Source organism: Mesorhizobium sp. WSM4847 (genome assembly GCF_055811335.1).
Genome location: NZ_JBVVPY010000001.1, coordinates 90,026 through 113,094, shown reverse-complemented (window position 1 = coordinate 113,094; position 23,069 = coordinate 90,026). Strand labels below are relative to the sequence as shown.

The window sequence follows — 23,069 nt, the reverse complement described above, 5'->3', positions numbered from 1 at the left end:
GAGATGAGAGCGCCCAGCGATCAGTCCCGCGCCTCAGCCGTCGGCGGCTCTCATGTGTGGTATCATCCGGCGGGGCGTCCAGCACCCTCGAGGAGACAAAAGTCATGAATTCCCAAGGGATGGCTCAGATGTCCTCCGTCGATTCTCTTGCAGCGAGTTTATTGTCGGCAACATTGATGTTCGATCGGGCGTCGTTGTTGGCGCTCGAGGCTTTAGCTGCCGAATCGGACCGTCGAGTCCTGAGACGCGGTGAGGTTCTGGTTCGCGAAGGCGATGCGTCGGACAGGTTTTTCATCGTGCTGTCTGGACGCTTTACGGTACACAAAGGAGATTCGACTGGCTCGGTCGCCGCGATCGCACAGGGTGAACTCATCGGTGAAATCGGTTTCTTCGCGGGACTACCCCGCATGGCCACTGTCCTTGCAACGCGCGATTCGATCGTCCTTGAAATCGGTCGCAATCATTTCGAGAAGGCGGCCGAGACATTGCCGAGCCTGAGGGAGGCGGTCACGGTATTTCTGGCGCGCCGGTTTGCCATCCAATCTCCGAGTTCGTCGCGTCTCAAGGAACCTGCCAAGATCCGAACGCTTGCGATCATTGCAGCCGGCGGAAGTCGCCTCTCACCGGTGTTCATCCAGCACCTGCGGCAAGCGTTCGGCGCGGCCACGCGCGCTCGGTTCGTTTCCCGGCTTGACATCCAAGCGAAGTTCCCAGGTCTTCCGATCGACGACCAGCCGATCCTTAACTGGTTGAACGAACTGGAGGCGGAAGCCCAATTCATCGTCTATGTTGCCGATGAGGAACCTAATGAATGGACCCAAGTCTGCATTCGCCAGGCCGATACCGTCCTGTTGCTGGCCAACGCGTCCTGCTCGCCTCGCCTGAACCCGTCTGAGGAACTGACGCTATCGGTCCATCCGCCATCGACCAGTCGGCTTGTCCTAATTCACGACACTCGCTCGGCTGCGGTCTCCGGTACCTCTGCATGGCTCGATGAGCGACCCTATGTTGACCAGCATCATCATGTTGCGCTGGGCGACGGGTCCGATTTCCAGCGCCTGGTCCGATTTATTTCGGGCAAGGCACTGGGCTTCGTGGCGGCAGGGGGTGGGTCCCTCGGCAGCGCTCATTTAGGCGTCTACAAGGCTTTCGTTGAGGCGGGCGCTTGCTTCGACTATCTCGGCGGGACAAGTTCCGGCGCGGCGATGATGGCCGGCTTCGCAAGAGGCTTGGATGCCGACCAGATCGACCGAGGCACCCACAACATATTTATCAAGAGCCGGGCGTTTCGCCGTCCCACCTTGCCGCATTTCGCGCTTCTGGATCACAAAGCGTTTGATCGGGCCCTTCGGCTGGAATACGGCGACGTTCTGATCGAGGATCTTTGGCTTCCGTTCTTTGCGCTTTCGACCAATCTGAGCAGCCGTCAGCCCCATGTCCACCGTCGTGGAAAGCTCTGGCACGCCGTTCGGGCGTCCGGCTCCATCCCGGGCGTCCTGCCGCCGTTCTTTACCGATGACGGCGATATGCTGGTGGACGGCGCTATCATGAACAATTTGCCGCTGGAGCAGATGAAGGAGCTCAAGACCGGACCCAATGTCATCGTTACCTTCGGGTCGAGTGCACCGCAGAAATACGACATAGACTATGACCGCATCCCCGGAGCTTCCGAACTGGCATTGGCCTTGCTGAACCCTTTCGGTCGTGCCCGCTTGCCTCGGGTTCCCAGCATGCTTCAGGTCATTGCCTCGAGCATGCTGGCACACCGGCCGCAGGACATTGCCGTCGGCGAAGAGGATATCCTGATCTGTCCGGAGGTTTCCAACACGATCAGCTTCATGGATTGGAGTCGGCATTCCGAGTTGTTTTCGGATGCCTACGACCGTACGACCCGATGGATCGAGGAACAGAACGACTCAGGGCTCCGAGCGGTGCTCGGCACCGCGCACGATTAGCATGGCTTATGGTCCAGACCCTTAGCGACAGCGGCGACGAGCCCCGCATAATCGAATTCAGAAGTATTCAGCCCCTTGGCGCAGCCGTCGGTTCGGGCTTGACCTTCGGGGTTTCCTGCGCCGTGTTGGATTCGATCGGCGGCAGGCCCTTCAGCAGTTTCTGCTGCAAGGCGGCGAGCACGCCGGGATCCGGCTTGAGGTCGCGAGCCTGGTTCCACTGGAAGGTGGCTTCCAATTTGCGGCCGACGCGCCAATAGGCATCGCCAAGGTGATCGTTGAGCACCGGATCTTCCGGCTTCAACGAAACGGCACGTTCCAATTCGCGCACCGCATCGTCGAATCGGCCAAGGCGGAAATAGGCCCAGCCCAGCGAATCGACGATGTAGCCGTCGCTCGGCCTGAGCTCGACGGCCTTCTGGATCATCTGAAGGCCTTCCTCGAGGTTGGTGTTCATGTCCACCCAGGAATAGCCAAGATAGTTCAGAACCTGCGGCTGGTCGGGGAACAATTCCAGCGCCTTGCGGAAATTCGGCTCGGCCTTCGGCCACTCCCTCAGTCGCTCATAGGCGATGCCGCGCTGGTAGAAAATGTTCCAATCGGCGCGGGTCGGGGCCTTCAGCATCGCCACCGCCTTGTCATAGAGACCGGCCGCGGAGCGGAAATCCTCCTTCGAGGCGTAGACGCCACCGAGCGCCTGATAGGCGCGCATGTCGTCGGGTCGCGCTTCGACGAGCGCCTTCAGATGGGCGATGGCCTCGTCATAGCGGTCGAGATCTGCAAGGTTGAGGCCGAGCTGCAGTTCCGACAGCGTCTTCAGCGGCGAACTGGCCGGGATGCGGCGATAGAAGGCGATGGCGCCCTCGCCGTCCTTCAACTGCTCGGAGACGGCGGCGAGTTGGACGAGGGCCGCGTCGCTGTCGGGCCTCAGTGCCAGGGCGTATTGCAGATAGAGGCGGACGAACGGCTCACCGCCGCCGCGATTGAGCGCGGTGGCGAGATCGAGCAGAATTTCCGAGGCGCCGTCGGACGGGCCGGCAACGAAGGGTTCGATCTTCTCGCCCTTGGTGATCCTGTCGCGAAGCGCCGATATCTCGACCTTGGCGGGTGCAAATGCCTCGGCCTGATCGAGCACGGACAGCGCCTTGTCCTTGTCACCCTTGCGGGCAAGGAAGGAGGCATAGGCCTGCGCGTTGCGCATCCAGGTTTCGGGCGCGGCGGCGCCGGTCGCGGTGTCCTGCAAGGTGGCGGCGTAGATCGCATCCGCCTTTTCGGGCAGGCCCGAGGCATCGGCGATCAGCCCGCGATGGAAGGATTTGAACAGGCCGAACCAGTCCGGGCCCTGCAGCTTGTCGATGGAGGCCATGGCCTCGCCGGGATCGCCGGCGCCCTGCTTGGCCCAGCCGGTCATGACGCCGGAGATCAGCCGGTCGAGATCGGATTCGAGCGAAAGCTTGAGCCAGTATTCGGCCTTGGAAAAGTCCTTCTTGTGAAAGGAGCCGACGGCCAGCGCCAGGCGCGAGAACCGCTCGACGTCGGGAACCGTCTTTAGCTTGTCGGCATAGACCAGGGATTCTTCGAAGCGCCCCTGCGCGATCAGCGACAGCATCAGGCTTTGCTGCAACGAGGTGTCACCGGGAGCGAAGGCGAGCGCCTGCTTGTAGTAGGCGATGGCGCTGTCGAGATCATTGTCACCTTCGGCGACCCGCGCGGCAAGATAGGCCCCCGAGAACGACGTGATATTGACTGGCTCGGTGGTCTCTTTGGCATAGGCGGGCAGACCGGAGACCGCCATGCCCGTCACAATTGCCAGCCCTGTCAGCCAGCGCGCACATCCTTGCCGCATCATATCCCTTTCAGTCGAAGCCATACCCGCGTCAGCGGGATCGCCGTTGACTCGATCTTTTCCACGTTAAGCATGGCCTTTTTGGGGTGAGGCTTCAACCCGGCCCGAATTCACAATCGGGTAATGCTATCAAAAACAACGCGGAAAGGCGCCAAATTGCGACCGTCGACCGCGATTTGCCGGCCTGACGCACTGCCGGCCTGTCCTGCTGCAGCATCGGCGCCGCGATGCCGTAAGCGATCCGTAAGCGGCGGGCGTCGATAGTTTCCGCAGCGGAATGATGCGTGGAACCGTGCAGATGGATGCCGTTGCTTCGCCCAGGAAGATGCCGATGCTGGAAATGCCGCAGGGCCAGCAGGCCTTCGCCATTGTCGATCGAATCTACGAAGCGTCGTTCGCGGCCGAGCTGTGGCCGGAGGTATTGGCGGCGGCAAGCGCGATCTCCCGCTCGGCAAACGGCGCGATCTTTGTAGTCAGCGATCATTCGCCGGTCCGCGCCATCACCGAAACGCATCTCCAGCCCTTGCTCGACGAATTCACGAAGCGTGATACTTGGCGGTTTTCCGAGAGCGTGAAGCGCATGTGCGCCGCGCAGCCGGCAAGCTTTGTGCGGGTCGATAATTTCATCACCTGCGAGGAGATCGAGCGCGATCCCGTTCGCAAAAGTGCCACCGCGTTTGGCATCGGGCCGCATCTATGCACAGCCATCCCCATGCCTGGCGGCGAACTTGTCCTTTTTGTCTTCCAGCGCTGGCTGAAGGACGGGAGTTATGACCAGGCCGCAATCGATCTGTTGAACGGACTGCGTCCGCACCTCGCACGGGCCGGCCTCGTCGCCGGGCGCCTGGGTCTGGATCGGGCCAGGACCGCCGTATCCATTCTCCGGGAAATCGGACTGCCGGCCGCAATCATGAGTGGATCGGGCCGTGTGCTGACGGCCAATCCGCTTTTCGAAGGCATGGCGGACGTCTTCCTTCCCACAGCCCATGGTGGCATGGCGATTGCCGATCAAACTGCAAACGCGCTTTTCCAGCAGGCCATCGCGCAGAACCGGGATAACCGCGTCGTGCGGTCCATCCCGGTTGCGGCCATCAAAGGGCGGCCCGCGCTGGTCATTCAGCTGTTGCCGCTGCGCCGCGCCGCACACGATATTTTTTCGGGTGCAGATGTATTGGTTGTCGCAACCACGGTCGGTACCGGCGCCACTGTTCCGTCGCCCAATGTGCTTTCAGGCCTGTTCGACCTGACGCCGGCGGAAGCCCGGCTCGCCGTCGAGCTGGCCTCCGGCCATTCGGTGCAGGAGGCGGCCATGGAAATCGGCATCGCCGTCAAATCGGCCCGCACCTATCTCGAGCGAATCTTCCGGAAAACCGAAACCAGCCGTCAGAGCGAGCTCGTGGCGCTGCTGAAGAGCGCGTGGTCATTTTCATGACCTCGACAGTTTGCCGGGCGCGCTGACCGTCACGAAGCCCTGCCCTGCTTGCTAACCATGCTGCTGCAGAACGTGCATGATTTCACCGCCGCAATGGTTCATCGGGGAAGACCAAAATGGCGGGCCGGCGCGGTGCCGGCCAAATGTCGGCGATATCTTCAGTTCACCCGGCTGATGCAGAAATCGATGACGTCGAGCAGCGCCGATTTCTGTGGCGTCGCTTCGAGCGGCGCCAGCGCGTCGCGGGCGATCTCGCCGAAATGGCCGGCGCGCCCGATGGTGTCGGCGATAGCGCCGTGGCGGGTCATCAATCCGATTGCCTTTTCCAGCCCGGCGTCATCGGTGACATTGTCCTCGATGGCGCGCTTCCAGAAGCTGCGTTCGGCCTTGGTGCCGCGCCGGTAGGCGAGGATCACCGGCAGCGTCACCTTGCCTTCGCGAAAGTCGTCGCCGACATTCTTGCCCAGATCCGTGCTGGTGCCGCCATAATCCAGCGCATCGTCGATCAGCTGGAAGGCAAGGCCGAGATTCATGCCATAGGAGCGCAGCGCCGCGCGATCGTTTCGCGTCGCCTGGGCGATGACCGGACCGACCTCGGCGGCGGCCGAGAACAGGGCAGCGGTCTTGGCCTTGATCACCGCGAAATGCTCATCCTCCGTGGTTTCGAGGTTCTTGGCGGCGGCGAGCTGCATCACCTCGCCCTCGGCGATGATCGAGGCGGCGCTGGACAGGATGTCGAGCGCTTCCAGCGAACCGACATCGACCATCATGCGAAACGCCTGGCCAAGCAGGAAATCGCCGACCAGCACGCTCGCCTGGTTGCCCCAGATCATGCGGGCGGTCTTCTTGCCGCGCCGCATGCCGCTCTCGTCGACGACATCGTCGTGGAGGAGCGTGGCGGTGTGCATGAACTCGACTGATGTGGCGAGCTTGACATGGCCCTCGCCGGAATAGCCGAACATCTGGGCTGAGGCGAGCGTCAGCATCGGCCTCAGCCGCTTGCCACCCGAAGAGATCAGGTGGTTGGCAATCTCCGGGATCATCTCGACGTCGGAACCGGCCATCGACAGGATCAATTTGTTGACGCGCCCCATATCGGCCGAAGTCAGGTCGATGAGATCCTTAATGGAGGCGGCTTCCCGCTTCCCGTTTTCGATGTTGAGAACGACACCCACGACAAACTCCCGTCTTATGTCACGCGCACGACGGCACCCCGATACCGCAGCAGACTCTAGGGCGCTACCCACAGGCACGGCAAGAGGCGATTTGGCGCGGTCGAGGTGGCGACGGAAGCCAGCCACGTTTACATAGACGCTGCAACCTGCGAGTTTCGTCCTATGATAGAGCTTATCCGCACCAACGACGCCGTAATCATCTCCTTTGTCGAATCGCTGATGCGCGACGCCGGCATCGGCTGTTTCGTCGCCGACCAGAACATGAGCGTGCTCGACGGTTCGATCGGCATCTTGCCCAGGCGCATCATGGTCGAAGCCGACCAGGCCGATGCGGCGCGGCGTATCCTGACGGATGCCGGCATCGCCAACGAGATGCGCCAGAAGTAATGTCCGCGGCGCGCGCCACTCTTGTCCAGGACACGCCGGCCCATACCGTCGATGCTTTCCATCGCGGGCGGTTCTGGCTGGTGCAGCCGAAACAGGCAGGCCATCGCGCCGGCATGGACGCCATGATGCTGGCGGCGGCCGTGCCGTCCTCCTTCGCCGGGCGCCTTGCCGACTTCGGCGCGGGTGCTGGCGCCGCAGGGCTGGCCGTGCTGTCGCGCTGTCCTGATGCCGAGGCCGTGCTCATCGAACGGTCTCCGGAAATGGCGGCCTTCGCCGCAACGACGCTTGCCCACCCCGGTAATGCGCATCTCAACGACCGCGCCTCGGTGCTCGCCGCCGACGTCGCGCTGTCGGGCCAGGCGCGAACCGTCACCGGGCTTGCCGACAACTCCTTCGATTTCGTCATCATGAACCCGCCCTTCAACGCCGCCGAGGATCGCGCCACGCCCGACCCGCTCAGGAAGGCGGCGCATGTGATGGAGGACGGGCTGTTCGACAGCTGGATCCGAAGCGCGGCTGCCGTGGTCAGGCCGCGCGGCGGTCTTGCCGTGATTGCCAGGCCCGATCAGCTCGGCGCCATCCTCGATGCGCTATCAGGCCGCTTCGGCGACGCCGAGATGCTGGCCGTCCACCCCCGCCCCGAGGCAGCGGCGATCCGCATCGTCGTCAGGGCAATCCTCGGCGCACGCGGAAAACTGTCGATCCGCCCACCGCTGATGCTGCACGCGCAATCCGGTGACAGCCCCGCGGAGCGGACCGAGATGATCAACAACGGGATGGCTTCGCTGTTCGGCGACTGACCCTTTTCGGCCGGCCGGGCGTCGCGGCATTGCCGTTGGCCGGCGAATCCCTACATGCCTGCAAGCCAATTTTGACCGGAGACCCCGTGAAACGCTTCCTGAACCGCCTGCTGCCGAAATCCTGGCGCTCCGACATCGTCACCATTCCCGTCATCCGGCTGCACGGCACAATCATGCCCGGCGGCGGCCCGTTCCGGCCGAGCCTGTCGCTGGCATCCACCGCCGGCCCCATCGAGAAGGCGTTTTCCTTCGACGCGCCCGCGGTCGCCATTTCGATCAATTCGCCGGGCGGCTCGCCGGTGCAGTCGCGGCTGATCTTCAGACGAATCCGCGACCTGGCGAGCGAGAAGAACAAAAAAGTTCTGGTCTTCGTCGAGGACGTGGCGGCGTCAGGCGGCTACATGATCGCGGTCGCCGGCGACGAGATCTTTGCCGATCCGTCGTCTATCGTCGGTTCGATCGGCGTGGTGTCGGCCTCGTTCGGCTTTCCCGAGCTGTTGAAGAAGATCGGCATCGAGCGCCGCGTCCATACGGCCGGCCAGAACAAGGCGGTGCTCGATCCGTTCAAGCCGGAGAAGAAGGAAGATATCGAGCGGCTGAAGGAGCTGCAGCTCGAAGTCCACGAGACCTTCATCGACCTCGTCAAGGACCGGCGCGGGGCCAAGCTCAAGGACGACCCGGACCTGTTCACCGGCCTGTTCTGGACCGGCAAGAAGGGACTGGAGCTCGGCCTTGTCGATGCGCTCGGCGATATGCGCAGCGTGCTGAGGGCTCGCTTCGGGCCGAAAACCCAGCTCAAGCTGATCACGGCGCCGCGCGGCCTGTTCGGCCGCTTCGGCTGGTTCGGCTCAAACAGAGGCGGCTTTTCGGCGCCCGAGATCGCCGCTGCTGCCGCAAGCGGCGTGATCGACGCGGCAGAAGAGCGCGCGCTGTGGGCGCGCTTCGGGCTTTGAAAAACCGGCGAAAGCGTTTAACTTAAAGCTTGATCGGCCCGACGGGCGCCGCAGTCGGCCTTGCGAGGGAGGAGTTTGACATGCCACAGATCATTTTCTTTATCGCAGTCGGCCTGCTCGCCTATTTCGGCTATCGCTCCTTCGTCAGGGAAGCCGAGCGGGTGACGGCCAAGATTCGGCGCACCGAAAAGCAGGCTACCAACGGCACAATGGGCACGCTGGTCAGGGACCCGAAGACCGGCGAATACCGCCTGGCCAAGGACTGACATCATCCCCCTCGTGACTGACACTGTGGCTTCCGGCAATAGGGTCCGGGCATTGCATGCGCATGCCAAGATAAATCTCGCGCTGCATGTCACCGGCAGGCGCGCCGACGGCTATCACACGATCGAGAGCCTGGCGGTGTTCACGCGCTTCGGCGACCGGGTTGACATCGAGCTCGCCGACAGCGACGGGTTTTTCGTGTCGGGCCGATATGCCTCCGCAGTCCCGCTCGACGACAGCAATCTGGTCGTGAAAGCGCGCGATGCGCTGCGAAAACAGGCTGGTGCGCGGTATACGCCGCCGGTCGCAATCAGGCTCGAAAAGAACCTGCCGGTCGCATCCGGCGTCGGCGGCGGGTCGAGCGACGCCGGAACGGCGCTGCGCGGGCTGGTTGAGATATGGAGGCTGGACCTCGACGACGCCGACCTGGCGCGGGTCGGCCTCTCGCTGGGCGCCGACGTTCCCATGTGCCTTATGGCAAAGCCGCTGATCGCGCGCGGCGTCGGTGACGAATTGTCGGCCGTGCCGGGCTTTCCCGCGCTCGGGCTGGTTCTCGTCAATCCCGGCACCACCATCGCCACGGCCGAGGTGTTCAACGCGCTTTCCGATCGCGACAATGAGGGACTGCCGCCGCTGCCGCGCAGCCTCGACTTCCACAGCATCCGCAATTGGCTGGAGATCACCCGCAACGATCTCGAGCCTGCGGCACGGGCGATCCAACCTGCCATCGGCAAGGCGCTTTCGGTGCTCAACAAGGCCGGAGCGGGGTTCGCGCGAATGTCCGGTTCCGGTGCGACCTGTTTTGGGCTGTTCGAGACCGGCAATGTCGCCAAGCGCGCCGCCGTCGAAATCCGCAGCCGCCATCCCGACTGGTTCGTCGCCGCGACGCGAAGCATGACATCGGAGCCTGACGCATATGGCCAGGATTGACGAAAGCCGTTCCTTCATTCCCGTGCGCATCGCGGTGCTGACCGTTTCCGATACGCGCAGCCCTGCCGACGACAAATCCGGCCAGGTGCTGGCCGACCGCATCGTCGAGGCCGGCCATATTCTCGCCGGCCGCGACATCGTCACCGACGACCGCGAGAAAATCCGTGACAAGGTTCAGAACTGGTCGCGGGACGAAGCGATCGATGTTGTCATCACCACCGGCGGCACCGGTTTTACCGGCCGCGACGTAACGCCGGAGGCGCTGGAGCCGATCTTCGAAAAACGCATGGACGGCTTTTCCGAAGTGTTCCACCGCATTTCCTACGACAAGATCGGCACTTCGACGATCCAGAGCCGGGCGACTGGCGGCGTCGTCAACGCGACCTTCGTCTTCGTGCTGCCGGGTTCGCCTGGCGCCTGCAAGGACGCCTGGGACGGCATTTTGAAGCCGCAGCTCGACTACCGGCACATGCCCTGCAACTTCGTCGAGATCATGCCGCGCCTGGACGAACATCTGCGGCGCGGCGGCACCAAGACAAGTTAGACCAGGTTCTCAAAAGGCTGTTCGGGACCAGAACCAGCGCCGAAAATCACCGAATAACCGGCTCGCCGTGGAATCGCCGGCGCGAGGGCGGCGATACGCCGAAGCCGACTTCCATCATCAGCCGCGGCTTGCGCGTCGGCACGGTGCCCATGTGGAAGCCGAAGGGATCCTCGACGAAGCCCGATCCCGCCTCGCCGGTCAGCGTAATCGGACTCTGCGCGCCGTAGACATTCAGAACCTCTTCCGCGGGATGGCCGACGAGGAGCGTCAACTGGTGCTTGAGGGTGCGGCGGTTGTGGCTGCCGCGGACATAGACATGGGGGCCAGTCTCGGCATCGACCGGATTGAGATAGAAGAAGAATTTCAGCATCCGCCAATCGTCGAGATCGAAGTGGTACTTGCCAAGCGACGCCAGGTTCTTCTCGGCGTCGGAGGCGGAGCTCGTCGGAAAGCTCCACCAGACGCGCGTGGTGATCAGCTTCGCCTGGCTGCCGAGATAATGGGCGGCGATGTCGAGAAGCAGCGGATCGCGCTGCACGGTAAGCGCAGCGTTACAGTCGAGGATCCGCTCGAAAAAGTGGCCGCTGAGCAAGGGACGGCCGAAGCGCTTCTCGGCCTCTGCGTGCTTTGCCGGCAGGAACTCCAGCCGACGGTCGAAATTACCGAAGCAAGGCGTGCGCTGCGCGAAGCTGGCGATCTCCTCGTGAATCGACTGCGGCAGCGCAAGTCCGGAAAAGAGCCCGTCCGAGCGGAGCGCGCCGACCACCGCATCACGGTCGATGCCAGTGAACACCGTTTCCTGGACTTGTTGTGCCGGTCGAACCGGTTTTGCGCCACGCCAATGCAACCGCCGCGCCGGCATGGTGCGCGCCAGCATGAACATCGGCAGCCATACCGGGTTCTCGCGAAGGTCCGACAGATAGGTCGGAATCCGCACGGCAATGCGGCGCAGCAGGCTGCCGTTTCGAGCGATCGACTCGAGGCTTGCAGCACCGGATTTGTCAGGGGTCATCAGGATCCTCAGCTGTGAGGGCGGCGCCGACGAAACGTCGGCCGCTCACCGCTCAGGCGTTACCCAAACCCGTCCGCCCGCCTCACGAATGGTAATCCCCGGTCAGGCTTTGTGCAATGCACAATAAAAGGATATCTCGGAATCCTTCTGGCAAGCTTGACGGAGCATTAAGGCTCGTTGAGTTCGCGACAGCGCCTGATTTGAGCGAGGTGGAGTAGTGAGGCCGCGCACAGCGGAGAAGGCCGCGACGAAGCGGTCAAACACCTTCGAGGATGATGATCGTCGGCCGGTCGGGCAGCGTCTTCAGTGAGACCGTCAGCGACCGGCCGGAGAGGAATTCCACCGCGAAATCGTCGCCCATCCTACCTGTGAACTCGCTGATCGGGGTCGAATGGCGATGCATCGGCAGGATCATTGATGAATAGAGCCGCGCGGTGATTTCGGTCATCCGGTCGAGCGACAGCGTCATGCCGCCGTCGATCGGCACCATAAGGATATCGAGCCGGCCGATGGCGCCGTAGTGCGCATCCTCCAGCCGGTGGTGCAGATGGCCGAGATGGCCGATGCAGAGTCCAGCCACTTCGAAAATGAAGATGGAATTGCCGTCCTTGCCGAGATCCCCGCCATTGCGGATATCCGTCGGCACGTTGCGGATATAGACATCGTCGACGACAAGGGCGTGGCGCGCCGGACCGCCGTCCGGATTCCAGCCGCGCAGCACATATTCGATGCCCGGATCGACATGGTCCGAATAGTGGGTGCGGTGGGCCTTGTTCATAGTCACGACGCGCGGCAGCGGGTCAGCGCCATAGACGCCAGAAAAGTCAGTGGCGATCCTGACGCCGGCGGGTGTCTCGATGACGTAGGTCGAATGGCCGGCATAGGTGATCGTAACGTCACCGTCGACGAAAGCCTGGGCCAGCCGTGACGTCTGCGCCTGTGGCGCTGTAAAGCTGGCATAGGTGGCCGACGGCAGCGCTTCGGCGATCGCAACGCATCTCGACGGCGGCGGCTCTTCCTGGGCCGACGCGGCGAACGGCCAGAAAGCCAGGGTCAGCAGAACGGCGGCAGATAGGCGGAGCATGACTGCCTCCCGTGGCAGGATCGGCGCTCATGCCACGATAGCGCCAGCAATTATGATGGCTATCGTCGGGACAGTCACGTTTTCGCGAGCGCCGGAGGGGCTGGTCGTCTGAACCTTTTGTCCCGACTTACGCGACAAATCGCGTGGAATGGGACGCGCCACGCCCCTGCAGCCCCGATGATATCGTCAGAGATCAGGGCGTCGGACGGAAGACGCCGTTCTCGTCGCGCTTGAGCGGCGCCTTTTGCCGGGAAAGCGGCGCACCAGGCGCTTCGGTGACCGAAACGCCCTCCGTCCAGTCAGCGGGTGCAATCGCGATGTAACGCGCATATCCGCCTGACCCGCCCAGCGGCTTGGCGAAGCCGATTGTGACCAACGCACCGGCCTCTGGCACCTTGTCGAGATTTGCAACGCCTTCTGCCTGCGTGAAATCGTTGTGAAGCAGCCAGTGTTCGCCTTCGAGATTGGGCGTGGTGTCGGTGTCGAGCGGCTCATGACCATGAAACAGGATCTTCCGCTCCAGATGCAGGAATTTCAGTGCGTCCAAACTGACACCTGGAAACGGTTTTTGGTTGAAGCGGGCGGCATCGGACCATTTCTTGTACCAATCCGAACGCACGAAGACGACTGAACCTTCCGGTATGCGGCCGTGCTGCTTTTCCCACTCTTCGATGTCGGCGACCTGGAGGTGATAGCCTTCGTCAGTCCGCACCTTGCCGCTGATGTCGATGACGACGAGCGGCCGCACGGCATAGGTGGCCGGCAGGTCGCTGATCGTTGCGCCGAGCGGGTTCCAGTGGGAGGGCGGATCGAGCTGCGTGCCATATTGGTCCGTCGTCAACTCGTAGGCGCTCGCGACAAACCCGTGCTTGTCGTAAGTGAGCTCTTCGCCGGCCTTGACGTAGCCATCGATGTCCTTCCCGGCGACAGCCGGCCTGAACCTGGCATTGGCGAAGCCCGGCCATACCGGCTGCACCGGCTCGAAGGCGTGGGTCAGATCGATGTACTTGGCCGATTTGAGCGTGTTCTCATAAACCGACCAAAGCGACGATTCCTGCGCCACCGCGATCGCCGGAACTGAGCAAGCGGCTGACAGCAAGGCGATACGAACGAATTTGGATATATTCATCGGTGATCTCCCCGAAATCTCGCCGAGTATCGCGAGTTTCCCGCAGGACGACAAGCATGTGCATTCCTCCCACGAATGTCGCGCCAATGCGGCCCCTCGCGGTGTTGCCAATGCCAGAGATAAGAATAACGAAAGACGTGGCCGACTTTGATTTCAGCCGGCAGCATTTTTTGCTGTCAGGCTCTTTGTCCCGTTGAGTTCCTCATTGAGATGGTCGAGACTCGGATCCATTTCGGAGGCTTCGACCGCGGCGATTTCGTCGGCGCCGAGTTCCGCTGTCAGCTCGACCCGCCGGTCGCGCTTCGACAGCCGGACAATCCTCGTAGGCCAGCAACACGGTGCGCGGGCGGCCATTCTTGGTGATGATGACCGGATCGCGCACGCGGCATCCTGATAAAGCGCCGAAGTTTTTCGAGACGGCGGCGGCGGTGACGGTGATGGTCATCGGCAAGGCTCCTTTGTTCCGGAATATACGGGCTTCAGGCAATACGCAGAGGTTGGCACCCCGATCCAAGCGCCACATCGCCCCCCAACCTCGCAAACTGCGGTCTCGTAGAAGACGACCTCAGCGAATTGCCGCAGCAAACGACGCGACCGACCCTCGCCCGCTTGCCGGCAAAGAGACGACCGTCACTTCACCGGCGCCACCCAGATTTCGGCGTCGAGCCTCTTGGTCGCAAGGCCGCGGGCGATGGCCTCGGCGCTGCGGGCGTTTTTCGATAAGGCCGCGGCCTGACGCTTGCTGATCACCAGCCCTTCGGCCAGTGCCCGGTTTCCAGAAAACACCCGCGACAGGAACGGCACGCGGCTGCCGCGCGCCCGCGACAATCGCGCCGGCATGGTTTGCCTGGCGGTGTGGGCGACGACCTCGTCGATCCAGCCCTCGCCCAAACGCGCGCCCGGCTCCAGCAGCAGCAGCCAGTCGCCCTTGGCCTGCCTGATGCCGGCAGCGATGCCGCCGCTCGCCACATAAAGGCAGCCGGCATGTTCGGCAACGCGGTGCGTCTGGTCGGTCGAGCCGGTGTCGCAAACGATGACGTCGCGCACCACGCCCTCGACCGCGCCGCCGATCAGCGAGGCGAGCGTGCGGGCGAGTCTTTCCTCGTCATTCAGGGTCTGGATGAGAACGCTGAGCATCGTTAGCCGAATAGCGGAAAGCCGGGCACAGCGCCAGTTTTTGCGTCGCTCCATAAAAATGTTCTTGCTTTGTTCCAACGGATAAAATAGGATTATTTTCATGAACAGAGCGATTCGACAGCCAGCCGACAGTCCCTGGGAGAGGGCGAAAATGGAACAGATCGTGCGTGCCGACATTGCTGCCTTCGGGGCTGGAAGAGCCGAGATGGCCAATGCAATGATCGAGCAGAGTGGCGTCCGTATCCGTCCGGAGCGCAATCGCGGCCGGTCCGCCGGCATCAACCCGTCCGGCCGGTTCGAGCCGGTCAGCCGGCATGTGTTCGACGATGGCTGGAATTCGCTTGAGGAGCTGCCGCCGTTCAAGACCGAGGTGCAGGTCGAGAAGCCGCGCACCATCGTCACCCGCAACGAATCGCCCGACATTTCCTTCGACCGCTCGATCAATCCGTATCGCGGCTGCGAACATGGCTGCGTCTATTGCTTCGCGCGGCCGACGCACAGCTTCATGGGCCTGTCGCCGGGACTGGATTTCGAATCGAAGCTGTTCGCCAAGCCGGATGCGGCGCGGCTGCTCGACAAGGAATTGTCGAAGGACGGCTACCAGCCGCGCACCATTGCCATCGGCACCAACACCGATCCCTATCAGCCGATCGAGAAGCAGTACCGGATCATGCGCGAGATCCTCGAAGTGCTGGAGGCGCGTGGCCACCCGGTCGGCATCGTTACCAAATCCGCGCTGGTGACGCGCGACATCGACATTCTGTCGCGCATGGCCGAACGCGGGCTGGCCAAGGTGGCGCTGTCGGTGACGACGCTCGACCGTATGCTGGCCAGAACGATGGAGCCGCGCGCGTCGACGCCGACCAAGCGGCTGGAGGCGATCAGGCAGCTTTCGGATGCCGGCATTCCGGCCTCGGTCATGGTCGCTCCGATCATCCCCGGCCTGACCGATCAGGAGATGGAACGAATCCTCGATTCGGCACGTGCGGCAGGAGCGCGCGAGGCCGGCTACGTCCTGCTGCGCCTGCCGCTGGAGGTCGCGCCGATCTTCAAGGATTGGCTGCTGCGTCATTATCCGGACCGCTACCGTCACGTCATGTCGCTGATCCGCTCGATGCGCGACGGCAAGGATTACGATTCGGAATGGGGCAAGCGCATGAAAGGCTCCGGCCCCTATGCCTGGCAGATCGGCCGGCGCTTCGAGATTGCCGCCAAACGGCTTGGCCTCAACGCCGAGCGGCGGTCGCTCAGGACCGACCAGTTCGTCGCCGCAGCCAAGGCAACCGAGCAACTGATGCTGCTTTGAAGACATCGTCTGCCGCCGACGCCGGCGGCAGATGAAAAAATCCCGTCCGGCCTGTCCTGTCCCCGGGCTTGCAGACGGTGCCCTCCGGGTCCGGTGCCTCACCCGACCCGGAGGGGCTTGCGGAGAATCGGAGCCGATGCGAACCTCGCCGCAACATGGCTCGCGCGCGTTCTGATTCTCCGCTTCTCTTCGAAATCGTTGAGAGACCCGATTTCTCCTTCGAGACGAAGGCGATGGCCGAAGGCCTGTGGCCGGTGGCGGGAATGGACGAGGCCGGGCGCGGCCCACTGGCCGGGCCGGTCGTCGCGGCAGCGGTAGTCCTCGATCCCGCCAACATTCCCGACGGTCTCGACGATTCCAAGCGCCTCAGCCACCTGCAGCGCGAGGCGCTGTTCCTGAAAATCCTCGGCTCCGCTCTTGCCGTGTCGATGGCCTCGGTCAGCGCGGAAGGCATCGATGGCAGCAATATTCTCAAGGCCAGCCTCGAGGCGATGCGCCGCGCCTTGGTCGGGCTCTCGGTGCAGCCAAAGCTGGCCCTGGCCGACGGTCGCGACGTGCCGCCCGGACTGCCATGCGAAGGCAGAGCGCTGATCAAGGGCGACCAGCGCTCGCAGTCGATCGCCGCCGCCTCGATCGTCGCCAAGGTGATGCGCGACCGCATGATGTGCGGCTGCGGCAGTCATCACGCGGATTACGGTTTCGAGCTCCATATGGGCTACGCCACGGTCCGCCACCGCACGGCGATCGAGGTGCATGGACCGGTGGCGCGGCTGCACCGCGCGTCCTTCGCACCGTTCCGGCTTGGCGGAACCGAAGTGCTCGACGAAGAGAGTTTTTCGGGTCTGGATTGACCGCTTTCTCCCCCTGAGGGGGAGATGGCCGGGAGGCCAGAGGGGGTAGCCGCGCGTGAAGCGCCGCGCCCCTCTTTCATTCGACATATTATCCGATAGGGCGCCGCGACGCCGAGGCGACCCCCTCTGTCGCCTTCGGCGACATCTCCCCCTCAACGGGGGGAGATTCTCTCCTTAATTCAGCCTGGACTTGACGTCCTGAAGCGAGGCCTGGAACAGGTCGGCGCCCGCCTTGGCGTCAATCTTGGCGGCGAGCAGCGTGCGGGCGGCTTCGACGGCGATATCGACGGCACTGGCGCGCACTTCGCCGATCGCCTCGCGCTCCGCCTGACCGATCTTCTGTTCGGCAAGCGCGGTGCGCCGGGTGACATAGTCCTCGGTCTTCTTGTGCGCCTCGGCAGCCAGCATGTCGGCCTCGCGCTTGGCGGCGGCGACGATGTCGGCGGCCTCCTGCTCGGCTTCCTTGCGCTTGCGCTGGTATTGGCCGAGCAGTTGCTGGGCCTCCTCGCGTAGCCGACGCGCTTCTTCAAGCTCGTTGCTGATCTTGTCGGCGCGGGCGTCGAGCGCCTTGGCGATCAGCTTAGGCACCTTGACGTAGACGGCAATGCCCAGAAAAATGACGAGGGCAACGGTGGCCCAAAGCGTCGCGAGTGATGTGCCGTCCATGATGCGCTCCTCACCGGGCCACGGATTTGACGGCTGCCGCGATCTCGGCCTTGCTGGCCTTGCCGCCGACAAGCGCCTCGACGATTGCCGAAGCCGTGTCCTCGGCGATCGTGCCGACTTCCTTCATGGCATTGGCCTTGATGGTCGAAATGCGAGCCTCGGCTTCGCCAAGCTTCTGGTCAAGCGCTGCCTCGACCTTCTTGCGGGCGGCCTCGGCTTCCGCCTTGGCGGCGTCGTTGGCCTGCTGGCCGATCGCATTGGCCTTGGTCTTGGCCTCCGCCAGTTCCTGCTCATAGGCGGCAACGGCGGCATCGGCCTCGCCCTTCAGCCTGGCGGCATGGTCGAGGTCCTGGGTGATGCGGTCGTTGCGGACATCGATGATGCCGCCAACACGCGGCATCACCACCTTCTTCAGGAACAGGTAGAACAGCCCGAAGGTGATCGCCAGCCACAGAAGCTGCGACGGGAATGTCGCCGGATCGAATGGCGGGAACACGCCGTGCGCCTCGGCAGGCACACCGGTGCCGGAATGCGTATCGCCTTCCGTGCCGGTATGGCCGCCTTCGACGGCGGGCGCGGACTCTTGCGCAAAGGCAGATGTCACGAACATCGACTATCCCCTGATGTCAGGCCTGCCGCCGATTTGCGGCCGGCCCTTCCAATTCCCAATGTTAGCCGAACAGGGGCTCAGCCGAACAGGGCCAAAAGCGCGATGAGCAGGGAGAAGATGCCCAGCGCTTCAGTCACGGCGAAGCCGAAGATCAGGCGGCCGAACTGGCCATCCGCGGCCGACGGGTTGCGCAGCGCGCCCGCCAGATAGCTGCCGAAGATGTTGCCAAGGCCAATACCGGCGCCACCCATGCCGAGGCATGCGATGCCGGCGCCGATGAACTTTGCTGCTTCTGCTTCCATGTGTTCAACTCCTTTGGATCTAAAAATTCCGTTGCGATTTCTATCCCGGCAGCAGGGCCGGAAACTCTTGGGTCAACTGGGTCAGTGCCCGGGATGCAGGGCGTCGTTCAGATACATGCAGGTCAGCACGGCAAAGACGTAGGCCTGCAGGAAGGCGACCAGCAGCTCCAGCGCCGTCAGCGCCACGGCCATCGCCAGCGGCAGGACCGATCCGGCAATGCCGAGCGTGCCAAGCGCGCTCAAGCTCACCACGAAGCCCGAAAACACCTTCAGCGTGATGTGGCCGGCCAGCATGTTGGCGAACAGACGAACCGAGAGGCTGACCGGGCGCGATACGAAGGAAATCACCTCGATCAGCACCACCAGCGGCAGCAGGTAAACCGGCACGCCATGCGGCACGAACAGTTTCAGGAAACCAAGGCCATGCTTCATGAAGCCGTAGACGACGACGGTTCCGATCACCAGCGCGGCAAGGCCGAAGGTGACGATGATATGGCTTGTGACGGTGAAGAAATATGGAAAAAGACCGAGCAGATTGGCAACGAGCACGAACATGAACAGCGAAAATACCAAGGGAAAAAACTTCATGCCTTGGGTTCCGGCCGCGTCCCTCAGCATGTTGCCGACGAATTCGTAGGCCATTTCCGAGACCGACTGAAGACGGCTGGGAACGAGGCTGCGGCTCGAGGTGCTGAGATAGAGGAACGCCGAGGCAACGGCGACGGTCGCGACCATGAAGAGCGCCGAATTGGTGAACGACAGGTCGTAGCCGCCGATCTCGATCGGAATCAGCTTGTTGATATGGAACTGGTGGATCGGATCGACCTTGTCAGCAGCCACTTTAAATCCCCATCAAAGCCGCGCGCGGCTTTAGTGTCCTGTTCACTGCGCCGGCAAGCGGCGCCTCAAGTCATTCTTTCGGATCGCGGGCTTTATCGCCCTGCCCGAATTCCGCCATAAGTCCCGCGGAGCGCAGGACATTGAGCACGCCGGCGCCAAAACCGAGCAGCAAAAAAACAATCAGACCCCATGGCGATGTCCCCGCCACACGGTCGATGATCCAGCCAAGACCCGCACCAACCACTATCCCGGCGATGAATTCGCTGGATAGCTTGAGCGCCTGGCCATATCCGGCCGCACTGCCCGCTTTCGCGTCGTCTTTCCCCTCGAGCCGGTCCGGCCGCCTTGTCGCAAGCGATGCTTCAAGGTCGCGCCGGCGGCGCTCAAGATCGTCGTCGCGGATATCGGCTTGACGCTGTTTGCCGCGGCCGGTTTCTCCGGTTCCGTCTGGCCCATTCTTGTCGGCCATCGCAACCCCCTTGCCCGGTCAGATCGTCACCGTCCGTCCGCTCTTAAGTCGCCGGCAACATAGTTAGAGGGTCCCCGCCCGTCAAGCCACGGGCAGGACTTCATCGTCAAGTATTTTTCCAATGAAAATCAATAACTTGCCAGGGTGCGACATCGTGCCCGCTACCGCCGCCGGCGTGTCGCGGCCGAATCCCTGCAGCGACGGGTCTTCGATCGGCCGCGCCCGGGGCCTTGCCGGAGCGCTCAGCTCCAGCCGCCGCCATAGGTGCGATAGAAAATGTGCAGGCCGATCCTGGTCATTTTTTTCATCGTCCGCGCCCAACCCGGGTTGACGTAGTTGGCGTAGTAATGCGTCGACGATCCGACTTCCGGGATGAAGATCTTGCCGGCAGTGACCGCCATGGCGATGTCTTGCGCGGTCTTGTAGTGGGCGGGACTCTGGATGCGCTTCTTCCTGCCGTCGCAAGCGAAGGAAAACTGGCAACGGTTGAACCATTTGTCGTTCTGGTAGACGACGCCGCAGATCGAGTTCGGATAGGCCGGATTGCGAACGCGATTGAGGATGACCTGGGCGACGGCGGCCTGGCCGCGCACCGATTCCCCGCGCGCCTCGAAATAGATGCCGTTGGCGAGGCAAGCCTGTTCCGCTTTGGAGAAGACGCTCGCCGGCAGCGGAGTTTGCATCCACGAATGATCGCCCTTTGCCACCGGCGGAATGAAACGGCCATCGTTCGGCTGCTCGTCCTGAAGCAAGGCCTCGAAGGGCGAAGCCTGGGCATAGTCAGGCGCGGCCGCTGCGTAGGCCGTCGCCAGGACGTCGGGGCGGTCGTTGTTGACCAGCGCGGCCAGCATGGCCGGCACGCCGGGATCCGGCTTCTTGTCTACGCGCCTATGGAACGCGGCGGCAATCTGGATCTCCTTGCCTTTGATCTCGGGCTTGGCGAACGCCATCTTCAGCCCGCTGTCCATGCTCGGGCGAAGCAGCGAGGAGGTGCGCTCAAACACCGAGCCGGCATTGAAGTTCCTCGGCGGCGCGACCGGCGAGACGATGATGATGCGGCCCTTCTTGTCGGCGCGCATGATGCGGTCCTCGTCGGGCGTCGTGCTGGCCACGCTGCCCTTGCCGCGAAACGACACGGCGCCGATGCCGGGCAACCGGACGCCGGAACCCGAGATCGAGCCGGTGATGTCGGTATCGAGGAAAGGCATTTCGGCGGCATGGACCGAGCCGGCGACGGATTTCTCGACATAGGCGTTCCAGCGGGCGTTCGGCGCTTTGAGGCCCGAAACCAGGCTCGTCATGTCCTGGTAGGCGATGACATTGGGAAAGCCGACCCAAATGCCAAGTCCAATGACCAGAGAAGACAGAAAGGAACGTCTTTTCTCACCGGCGAAAGCGACAAGCCGCTTCAAAACACGTCGATGCACGGAACTCTCCAGAAACGCAACGGACCCACTGGAGAGGCACGATGATGCATTAACCTTGATGGGGCGTTAACGGAGGTCGACGGCGCCAATCATTTCAAAGGCTTTTGTTGGAAACGGCTCCAACGGTCCCGTTAACCACTCCCCAGAGCGCTGTTCAGAGATGGAGGAGCCTCCTCTATGCCACGAACATGCTTAACGGCGATGCCACGAACTTGCTTAACGGCCCGCCATCGGCGAGCGGTCTCTTGCCTCAATAAGGTTTTTCGGTGGCGTGCTGGTCCGGTCAGGGGACAATTCCCCGAGGACCCCGGCGCAGCTGGATCTGGCGGGTACCGCAGCATTTCTTGAACTTCATACCTGAACCGCAGGGACATTGATCATTGCCGCCGCGTTGCAGCCGGCCGACCAGGGGCAGCAGCGCTGCGGAAGGCAGGAGCGATGCCGCAAGGGCAGCCAACTTGGCCGAGATTCCCGGCACGACGAGGCGACGACCGGATCTGAACCCTCGCCACGCACGTTCGGCCACATATTCCGCATCCACCTTGGGCAAGACGTTGAAGAGCACCGTCTGATTGGCGCCTGACCTTGCGAGAAACTCCGTCGACACCGGGCCCGGTGCCACGCACGTGACCGTCACACCGGTTCGACGCAATTCCTGGTGAAGCGCCTCTGAGAAGAAGCGCACGAAACCTTTGCTGGCGAAATACAGAGCCATATAAGGTCCGGGAAGGAACCCGGCCACGGAACTGAGATTGAGCACCCCGCCCCGTCGGCGCGCCACCATTCCGGGCAGAAAATGGAGGGTCAGTTCTGTGAGGGAATGTATGTTGAGATCGATGATGCCGAGTTGACCATCAACAGGCAGCGCCGTCGTCGCACCCCGCAGGCCATAGCCGGCGCTGTTGACCAGGACATCGCAGACCAGGCCGTGTGCGGACAGAAAGCCCTCCAGGCGAATTGGCGCATCGCCTGCCACGAGATCCAGCTCGAGCGTGAATACCTCGCCACCCGCCTCCCGAACCTCAGACGCCGCGGCGGCCAAACCCTCGCGCGAGCGGGCAACCAGCACAACCGCGCCGTGCTCCCGTGCAGCGACGCTCGCAATTGCCCGGCCAATTCCACCCGAGCCGCCAATCACGACGACGGCCGGCCGCAATCCACTGTGCGAAATCACGTCGCGTTCCTCTGTCTTGCAGGAGCGGAAACACCCTGACCGAGCAGCACCACTTCATTGGCGACAGTGCCGTTCAAAATCTTTTCGAATCGCTCCAGTGCTCGGGCAACGTTCGCTCCATCCATCACCCGGTGATCGTAGTGGATGCGGACATTCACCGATCCGTCGTTGCCGATCGGACCGTAGTTCAGAAGCGTGGTCAATGGTGTCAGCGGGTTGAGTGATTCCGCACCGAGACCAGAATAGACGGACAGTTGGAAGGTACCGAAGTAATTTGCCCTTTGCCGGGCGATGTTCAACCCTAGCCACATAAGCAGCCACCTGACAGGCGCGGGCGCAGCTGCCATGCGCAAGGCACGCCGGAACTCCGGGACCTCGAGGATCGGCCGTGATCGAGCCGCGTGGATGGACCCCTCAAGTTCCGTGATGGAGTAGCGTTCCGGGCATTTGATGCAGCTCAGCAGAACGGCCGGCTCGCCATCATATTCGCGCTCGTGGGCAATCGAGGCCACGCTTGCCGGATACTCGTAAAGCTGCGGCCAGGGCAATTTGACATAGGCGCGCCGCAGCTCCGGCATCTCCAGGGCGAGAAGCGCATAGCCTTTCAGGAAGATCGCGGTCCACGAGGGCCTGGTCTGCTGCGCCATTCTAGCCCTTACGAGTGGGCCGAGATTCATCTGACGCTGCACCGCGACCCGTGGCACGCCGATCGAAAACCTCATCAGATCGCCAACAAGGCGCCGGGGCGCCGAAAGCTTGATGGCTCGACCTCGCATCAA

At 62.8% G+C, this 23,069-nt stretch carries 25 protein-coding genes and 1 pseudogene; 10 read left to right on the top strand and 16 right to left on the bottom strand.

Annotation, left to right across the window (positions count from 1 at the left end):
* Nucleotides 1–128: 128 nt before the first annotated feature.
* Entirely contained in the window at nucleotides 129–1,955 is a 1,827-nt protein-coding gene (locus AC0L28_RS00550) for a patatin-like phospholipase family protein (RefSeq protein ID WP_473474944.1), read from the top strand.
* Nucleotides 1,956–2,022: 67 nt separating this feature from the next.
* Here the strand turns inward: AC0L28_RS00550 and AC0L28_RS00545 are convergent, their stop codons facing one another.
* Both AC0L28_RS00545 and AC0L28_RS00540 read right to left on the bottom strand, forming a co-directional pair.
* A complete protein-coding gene (locus AC0L28_RS00545; protein WP_473475379.1) occupies nucleotides 2,023–3,798 on the bottom strand; it encodes a tetratricopeptide repeat protein in 1,776 nt (591 codons plus the stop codon).
* A 94-nt stretch (nucleotides 3,799–3,892) separates the two neighbouring features.
* Nucleotides 3,893–4,492, bottom strand: coding sequence for a hypothetical protein (locus tag AC0L28_RS00540; RefSeq protein ID WP_473474942.1), 600 nt, complete (start codon nucleotides 4,490–4,492; stop codon nucleotides 3,893–3,895).
* 234 nt (nucleotides 4,493–4,726) lie between these two features.
* On the opposite strand from AC0L28_RS00540, the gene AC0L28_RS00535 reads away from it, so the two are divergent.
* Nucleotides 4,727–5,230, top strand: a complete 504-nt coding sequence (locus AC0L28_RS00535; RefSeq protein ID WP_287179736.1) for a helix-turn-helix transcriptional regulator — start codon at nucleotides 4,727–4,729, stop codon at nucleotides 5,228–5,230.
* A gap of 158 nt (nucleotides 5,231–5,388) precedes the next feature.
* Here the strand turns inward: AC0L28_RS00535 and AC0L28_RS00530 are convergent, their stop codons facing one another.
* On the bottom strand, nucleotides 5,389–6,405 hold the full coding sequence (locus AC0L28_RS00530) for a polyprenyl synthetase family protein (protein ID WP_023799381.1): 1,017 nt from the start codon (nucleotides 6,403–6,405) through the stop codon (nucleotides 5,389–5,391).
* Nucleotides 6,406–6,567: 162 nt separating this feature from the next.
* Between AC0L28_RS00530 and AC0L28_RS00525 the strand changes: the two genes are divergently transcribed.
* From AC0L28_RS00525 to moaB, 6 genes are all read left to right on the top strand, one after another.
* A complete protein-coding gene (locus tag AC0L28_RS00525; protein WP_023799382.1) occupies nucleotides 6,568–6,792 on the top strand; it encodes a putative signal transducing protein in 225 nt (74 codons plus the stop codon).
* Nucleotides 6,792–7,592, top strand: a complete 801-nt coding sequence (locus tag AC0L28_RS00520) for a tRNA1(Val) (adenine(37)-N6)-methyltransferase (protein WP_128172013.1) — start codon at nucleotides 6,792–6,794, stop codon at nucleotides 7,590–7,592. Before AC0L28_RS00525 ends, AC0L28_RS00520 begins: the two co-directional genes overlap by 1 nt.
* 86 nt (nucleotides 7,593–7,678) lie before the next feature.
* Nucleotides 7,679–8,545 carry a S49 family peptidase gene (locus AC0L28_RS00515; RefSeq protein ID WP_128172012.1) on the top strand — a complete coding sequence of 289 codons (867 nt, stop codon included), beginning with the start codon at nucleotides 7,679–7,681 and terminating at the stop codon, nucleotides 8,543–8,545.
* Nucleotides 8,546–8,625: 80 nt separating this feature from the next.
* The gene (locus tag AC0L28_RS00510; protein WP_077381693.1) at nucleotides 8,626–8,811 is read left to right on the top strand and encodes a hypothetical protein; all 186 of its coding nucleotides are present in this window, start codon (nucleotides 8,626–8,628) and stop codon (nucleotides 8,809–8,811) included.
* Nucleotides 8,812–8,836: 25 nt separating this feature from the next.
* Nucleotides 8,837–9,739 (top strand): 4-(cytidine 5'-diphospho)-2-C-methyl-D-erythritol kinase, encoded by a 903-nt coding sequence (locus AC0L28_RS00505; RefSeq protein ID WP_128172259.1) that lies wholly within the window; start codon nucleotides 8,837–8,839, stop codon nucleotides 9,737–9,739.
* Nucleotides 9,726–10,283 (top strand): molybdenum cofactor biosynthesis protein B, encoded by a 558-nt coding sequence (gene moaB / locus AC0L28_RS00500; protein ID WP_128172011.1) that lies wholly within the window; start codon nucleotides 9,726–9,728, stop codon nucleotides 10,281–10,283. The genes AC0L28_RS00505 and moaB overlap by 14 nt, the downstream gene beginning before the upstream one ends.
* 46 nt (nucleotides 10,284–10,329) lie before the next feature.
* Here the strand turns inward: moaB and AC0L28_RS00495 are convergent, their stop codons facing one another.
* The 5 genes and pseudogenes from AC0L28_RS00495 to AC0L28_RS00475 form a co-directional block, all read right to left on the bottom strand.
* Nucleotides 10,330–11,295, bottom strand: coding sequence for a phytanoyl-CoA dioxygenase family protein (locus tag AC0L28_RS00495; protein ID WP_473474938.1), 966 nt, complete (start codon nucleotides 11,293–11,295; stop codon nucleotides 10,330–10,332).
* Nucleotides 11,296–11,551: 256 nt separating this feature from the next.
* Nucleotides 11,552–12,379, bottom strand: coding sequence for an MBL fold metallo-hydrolase (locus tag AC0L28_RS00490; protein ID WP_473474937.1), 828 nt, complete (start codon nucleotides 12,377–12,379; stop codon nucleotides 11,552–11,554).
* Between the two features lie 193 nt (nucleotides 12,380–12,572).
* Entirely contained in the window at nucleotides 12,573–13,508 is a 936-nt protein-coding gene (locus tag AC0L28_RS00485; RefSeq protein WP_473474935.1) for a cyclase family protein, read from the bottom strand.
* A 153-nt stretch (nucleotides 13,509–13,661) separates the two neighbouring features.
* Nucleotides 13,662–13,953: pseudogene (locus AC0L28_RS00480) on the bottom strand (type II toxin-antitoxin system prevent-host-death family antitoxin).
* Nucleotides 13,954–14,138: 185 nt separating this feature from the next.
* Nucleotides 14,139–14,645, bottom strand: coding sequence for a glycosyltransferase (locus tag AC0L28_RS00475; protein WP_473475377.1), 507 nt, complete (start codon nucleotides 14,643–14,645; stop codon nucleotides 14,139–14,141).
* A 151-nt stretch (nucleotides 14,646–14,796) separates the two neighbouring features.
* Between AC0L28_RS00475 and AC0L28_RS00470 the strand changes: the two genes are divergently transcribed.
* A complete protein-coding gene (locus AC0L28_RS00470) occupies nucleotides 14,797–15,951 on the top strand; it encodes a PA0069 family radical SAM protein (RefSeq protein ID WP_027152303.1) in 1,155 nt (384 codons plus the stop codon).
* Nucleotides 15,952–16,106: 155 nt separating this feature from the next.
* Entirely contained in the window at nucleotides 16,107–16,802 is a 696-nt protein-coding gene (locus tag AC0L28_RS00465) for a ribonuclease HII (RefSeq protein WP_128167708.1), read from the top strand.
* A 174-nt stretch (nucleotides 16,803–16,976) separates the two neighbouring features.
* Here AC0L28_RS00465 and AC0L28_RS00460 read toward each other — a convergent pair whose 3' ends face one another.
* The 8 genes from AC0L28_RS00460 to AC0L28_RS00425 form a co-directional block, all read right to left on the bottom strand.
* A complete protein-coding gene (locus tag AC0L28_RS00460; RefSeq protein WP_473474933.1) occupies nucleotides 16,977–17,468 on the bottom strand; it encodes a F0F1 ATP synthase subunit B in 492 nt (163 codons plus the stop codon).
* Nucleotides 17,469–17,478: 10 nt separating this feature from the next.
* Nucleotides 17,479–18,078 carry a F0F1 ATP synthase subunit B gene (locus tag AC0L28_RS00455; RefSeq protein ID WP_023799396.1) on the bottom strand — a complete coding sequence of 200 codons (600 nt, stop codon included), beginning with the start codon at nucleotides 18,076–18,078 and terminating at the stop codon, nucleotides 17,479–17,481.
* 77 nt (nucleotides 18,079–18,155) lie between these two features.
* Complete coding sequence (locus AC0L28_RS00450; protein ID WP_023799397.1) at nucleotides 18,156–18,380, bottom strand: F0F1 ATP synthase subunit C; 225 nt, start codon at nucleotides 18,378–18,380, stop codon at nucleotides 18,156–18,158.
* A gap of 81 nt (nucleotides 18,381–18,461) precedes the next feature.
* Nucleotides 18,462–19,220, bottom strand: coding sequence for a F0F1 ATP synthase subunit A (locus tag AC0L28_RS00445; RefSeq protein WP_077381387.1), 759 nt, complete (start codon nucleotides 19,218–19,220; stop codon nucleotides 18,462–18,464).
* Between the two features lie 70 nt (nucleotides 19,221–19,290).
* Nucleotides 19,291–19,689 (bottom strand): AtpZ/AtpI family protein, encoded by a 399-nt coding sequence (locus tag AC0L28_RS00440; protein ID WP_023799399.1) that lies wholly within the window; start codon nucleotides 19,687–19,689, stop codon nucleotides 19,291–19,293.
* A gap of 242 nt (nucleotides 19,690–19,931) precedes the next feature.
* Nucleotides 19,932–21,116, bottom strand: a complete 1,185-nt coding sequence (locus AC0L28_RS00435) for a cell wall hydrolase (RefSeq protein WP_287363202.1) — start codon at nucleotides 21,114–21,116, stop codon at nucleotides 19,932–19,934.
* 283 nt (nucleotides 21,117–21,399) lie between these two features.
* Nucleotides 21,400–22,287 (bottom strand): SDR family NAD(P)-dependent oxidoreductase, encoded by an 888-nt coding sequence (locus AC0L28_RS00430; RefSeq protein ID WP_473475375.1) that lies wholly within the window; start codon nucleotides 22,285–22,287, stop codon nucleotides 21,400–21,402.
* On the bottom strand, nucleotides 22,287–23,066 hold the full coding sequence (locus AC0L28_RS00425; RefSeq protein ID WP_023799402.1) for a hypothetical protein: 780 nt from the start codon (nucleotides 23,064–23,066) through the stop codon (nucleotides 22,287–22,289). The genes AC0L28_RS00430 and AC0L28_RS00425 overlap by 1 nt, the downstream gene beginning before the upstream one ends.
* Between the last annotated feature and the right edge of the window lie 3 nt (nucleotides 23,067–23,069).

Coding starts and splice junctions, on each gene's coding strand:
- AC0L28_RS00550 (WP_473474944.1), top strand. CDS start 129: ATGTCCTCCGTCGATTCTCTTGCAGCGAGTTTATTGTCGGCAACATTG.
- AC0L28_RS00545 (WP_473475379.1), bottom strand. CDS start 3,798: ATGCGGCAAGGATGTGCGCGCTGGCTGACAGGGCTGGCAATTGTGACG.
- AC0L28_RS00540 (WP_473474942.1), bottom strand. CDS start 4,492: ATGCGGCCCGATGCCAAACGCGGTGGCACTTTTGCGAACGGGATCGCG.
- AC0L28_RS00525 (WP_023799382.1), top strand. CDS start 6,568: ATGATAGAGCTTATCCGCACCAACGACGCCGTAATCATCTCCTTTGTC.
- AC0L28_RS00520 (WP_128172013.1), top strand. CDS start 6,792: ATGTCCGCGGCGCGCGCCACTCTTGTCCAGGACACGCCGGCCCATACC.
- AC0L28_RS00510 (WP_077381693.1), top strand. CDS start 8,626: ATGCCACAGATCATTTTCTTTATCGCAGTCGGCCTGCTCGCCTATTTC.
- moaB (WP_128172011.1), top strand. CDS start 9,726: ATGGCCAGGATTGACGAAAGCCGTTCCTTCATTCCCGTGCGCATCGCG.
- AC0L28_RS00495 (WP_473474938.1), bottom strand. CDS start 11,295: ATGACCCCTGACAAATCCGGTGCTGCAAGCCTCGAGTCGATCGCTCGA.
- AC0L28_RS00490 (WP_473474937.1), bottom strand. CDS start 12,379: ATGCTCCGCCTATCTGCCGCCGTTCTGCTGACCCTGGCTTTCTGGCCG.
- AC0L28_RS00485 (WP_473474935.1), bottom strand. CDS start 13,508: ATGAATATATCCAAATTCGTTCGTATCGCCTTGCTGTCAGCCGCTTGC.
- AC0L28_RS00475 (WP_473475377.1), bottom strand. CDS start 14,645: ATGCTCAGCGTTCTCATCCAGACCCTGAATGACGAGGAAAGACTCGCC.
- AC0L28_RS00470 (WP_027152303.1), top strand. CDS start 14,797: ATGGAACAGATCGTGCGTGCCGACATTGCTGCCTTCGGGGCTGGAAGA.
- AC0L28_RS00465 (WP_128167708.1), top strand. CDS start 16,107: ATGGCTCGCGCGCGTTCTGATTCTCCGCTTCTCTTCGAAATCGTTGAG.
- AC0L28_RS00460 (WP_473474933.1), bottom strand. CDS start 17,468: ATGGACGGCACATCACTCGCGACGCTTTGGGCCACCGTTGCCCTCGTC.
- AC0L28_RS00455 (WP_023799396.1), bottom strand. CDS start 18,078: ATGTTCGTGACATCTGCCTTTGCGCAAGAGTCCGCGCCCGCCGTCGAA.
- AC0L28_RS00450 (WP_023799397.1), bottom strand. CDS start 18,380: ATGGAAGCAGAAGCAGCAAAGTTCATCGGCGCCGGCATCGCATGCCTC.
- AC0L28_RS00440 (WP_023799399.1), bottom strand. CDS start 19,689: ATGGCCGACAAGAATGGGCCAGACGGAACCGGAGAAACCGGCCGCGGC.
- AC0L28_RS00425 (WP_023799402.1), bottom strand. CDS start 23,066: ATGCGAGGTCGAGCCATCAAGCTTTCGGCGCCCCGGCGCCTTGTTGGC.